4 protein-coding genes are annotated in these 2805 nt (G+C 60.5%); 1 reads left to right on the forward strand and 3 read right to left on the reverse strand.

What is annotated here, in order from left to right; genetic code table 11:
• Positions 1-307: copper-binding protein (locus AC1DT2_RS19995; RefSeq protein WP_477298263.1), on the forward strand; the 307-nt coding region annotated here is incomplete at its 5' end.
• Positions 308-412: 105 nt separating this feature from the next.
• Here the strand turns inward: AC1DT2_RS19995 and AC1DT2_RS20000 are convergent.
• The 3 genes from AC1DT2_RS20000 to AC1DT2_RS20010 form a co-directional block, all read right to left on the reverse strand.
• On the reverse strand, positions 413-1534 hold the full coding sequence (locus AC1DT2_RS20000) for a hypothetical protein (RefSeq protein WP_477298265.1): 1122 nt from the start codon (positions 1532-1534) through the stop codon (positions 413-415).
• 161 nt (positions 1535-1695) lie between these two features.
• Complete coding sequence (locus tag AC1DT2_RS20005; RefSeq protein ID WP_477298267.1) at positions 1696-2229, reverse strand: hypothetical protein; 534 nt, start codon at positions 2227-2229, stop codon at positions 1696-1698.
• 156 nt (positions 2230-2385) lie between these two features.
• Positions 2386-2805, reverse strand: a 420-nt coding sequence (locus AC1DT2_RS20010) for a hypothetical protein (RefSeq protein ID WP_477298269.1), incomplete at its 5' end; no start/stop codon positions are given.

The raw sequence follows: 2805 nt of genomic DNA on the forward strand, positions 1-2805 counted from the left end.
CCTCGGCACCGTCACTGTGGCTAGCGCACAGCAACCCATGGATCCGCACATGGCTGGCATGGAACACGCGGCGAAGCCTGCTGATGCTCAGGGCGTTGGTGTGATCAAGGCGATCGACACGGCCAAGGGGACGATCACGCTGCAGCATGAGGCGATCAAGGCGATTGGGTGGCCGGCTATGACGATGGCTTTCAAGGCTGGTTCGCCGGAGTTGCTCACGGCTGCCAAGGTGGGTGATCGGGTGCGGTTTGGTTTGAAGCCGAATGGGATGGGTGGGATGGTGACGTCGATCGCGCCGGCGGACTGAGTCGATCAGTCACATGGACGTACCACCCATGCGGGTCGTGCGTCCATGTGACCGCTTCTTGAGGACTCACCCATTCGAGCCCCCCTATGCACTGATCCATCGCGACTATTCGCTCGTACCGAAAGCCGCCCCCACCAAGGCGATTAACCCGGCCACGCCCGCAACAAGCGCAATCCCCGCGAGAGCCAGTACTAGCAGCGTCCCATCTCCCCCGTGCACAAGGGTGATGCCGTAAGCGGCTGCTCCTGCCATGCCCACGCAAACAACCCCGTATACGCCCGAGCCTTTCCGCGCTGCTCGCGAGCGACGTGCCCTGATCGCCCCGAACAACGCCAGTGAAGGCAGGCCGAACAGGATCAAGCCGGCTATGGCGCACATGATATAGGTCGCCGTCTGTTCCACGGACCGGCGTGCCTCGTCCGCCGCGCGCTCACGTGTTCCCCGCTGCTCCTCCTGGCGCACCTCCTCGGCCATCTCGCCGGAGGCTGCCACGAGGCCGCTTGGCCAAGTTATCTTGGCCGCAACCATGCCTGGTGATGGACCTTCGGTCTGCAGCTTGACCAGGCGGTCGAGCAGGGGCGCATCTGCCTCGTCATTCGCCCGCTGGTTGAGCGCCGGTAAAGAGCAGTAGCCGTAGCTCGGCGAAGAAGGTATCCAATTTCCCACACCACAGGACAGAACAGCCTCGGGAACACCCGGAGACGGCGGAAAGCGAAAGCGTGCCTCGGCCGACCAGTGTGCTAACGCGACGTCAGGACGCACGCTGACWCGGATGATGTAAAGATCCGGCGCCTGGCTAGCGGCAGACTCGATAACAATGGCCCTCCACACCCCCGGACGCACAAGCGTGGTCTTGGTAGGCCACCTGCCCGCACTAGGCGGGTAGCGGGCGTCTTCGGCCTCCCATGCAGCAAGGGCTGTCTGCGACAGATGCGCACGCCACTGGAAGTCGTAACTGAGACCCGTTGTCGCCAGACGCGCCTTCATCGCATCGAGGCTCTCCCGCGTCGCGAGCTCGCGAGCCTGGGTGCTGTTGAAACGGATGTCATTGGCCAGGGGCTGGCCTGCGGCGGCCATGAGCGTCTTACGCTTTTCGAACTCCTCACGCGTATCCGCGGCATGGCCGTTTGGCAGTGCCGAAGGGGGCGTTAGGTGGACATAGGCCGCGTACAACGCGGCGCACAGCACTATCGCCGGCAAGAGCCAGCGGAGTTGTCGCTTGAGCATGTTTTTCCCCTTGCATGCAGACCGTCCGGTGGTTGCATTACGTCGGCATGCTGCCGGATTTGCGGCGGGATGTCACGAGGAGGGCGGCTGGCCGTCGCCGGGGGCATATGACCAAACTATCGATCATTTCGCCGTCTTGTCCCACGACGGCCATTCGATGGTCACCTGGGAACAAGCCGGTTCAGGCGCAGCCTGTAACAGGCGGAAAGCACCCTGCCGAGCAAGATGTCGAGCGCGATCTGATGTGCCATCGCCGAGCCGAAATCCGTTGCCTTGAGAACAGCCGTGGCCGCAATAGCTACGCCATCGCCTAGTTCCGTGAACCACCGCTCCGATACTTCAAGCGGTGCATCGGTCGACGGTTCATCTGAGTTGATCAAGTCGAGAACCTGCGCCGTGAGGCTGGCCCTCATGTCGGCCGGCGTAGTGTCGAAGGTCCACGAATAGTGGACAAGCCACCGACTCAAATTTCCACCCCAGGGCAGAGTGAACTCTTGCAGATGACTCGCGTCCTGCTCCAGGTCTTCTACAAACCGGAAGAAGTCAGGGAACTCTCTCCTTCGCTTGCCTCCCGACAGAGAGGTGCCCAATTCAAGCGCGGCTTCCAATCTTCGAAGGAAGGCGGCGCGCTCGTCTTCGGTCAATGTTTCGTACTCGTCGCATCCTGTGATCACGGCGGGTAGTTGGGTGGTCACGTCCAGCACTCCTTTAGAGCCGACTTCACCCAGCTTACGTTGCTGTCGGCCTCAACGATGAACACAGCATTCTACTCTCGAGACTAAAGGGTGAGGCACGATGGGGTGAAGGTGTAGTGAGTCGCAAGAACGCAAAACCCATACGGGTCGTGCGTTTCAATCATGGGACAGGGCCTGAAGGTCGATCTCGGGTGAATAGTCCAGATCGGCGTCGACCTCTCCGATCAAGTGGATTAGCTCACTGGGCACGTAGAACCCACGGCGATCATCATCCTCCTTGTAATAAGCCGAGATCTGGATGGATATCTTGCCACCACATGCCCGAGCCGCTTTGAGTTGCGCCTTCAGCGATGTCAGTAGGTTAATGCAAGCAACCTCCGGTGACTCGAGGACCTTGACAGGCTTGGACACCCAGTAACTATCCCCTAAGCCTCCTGGCACCGCACGATGGCCAAGGTACGGCCGAACTTCGCCGGCACCTTCTAGCGCGTGATTTTCTGCAAATGCTTGAGGACTAAAGTTCGAACCGCTTATCTTCAACCGCACATCAAATCGCATGTCGACTCCACTTTGATC

The sequence above is a fragment of the Luteibacter sp. P4_E6 genome (assembly GCF_056401535.1).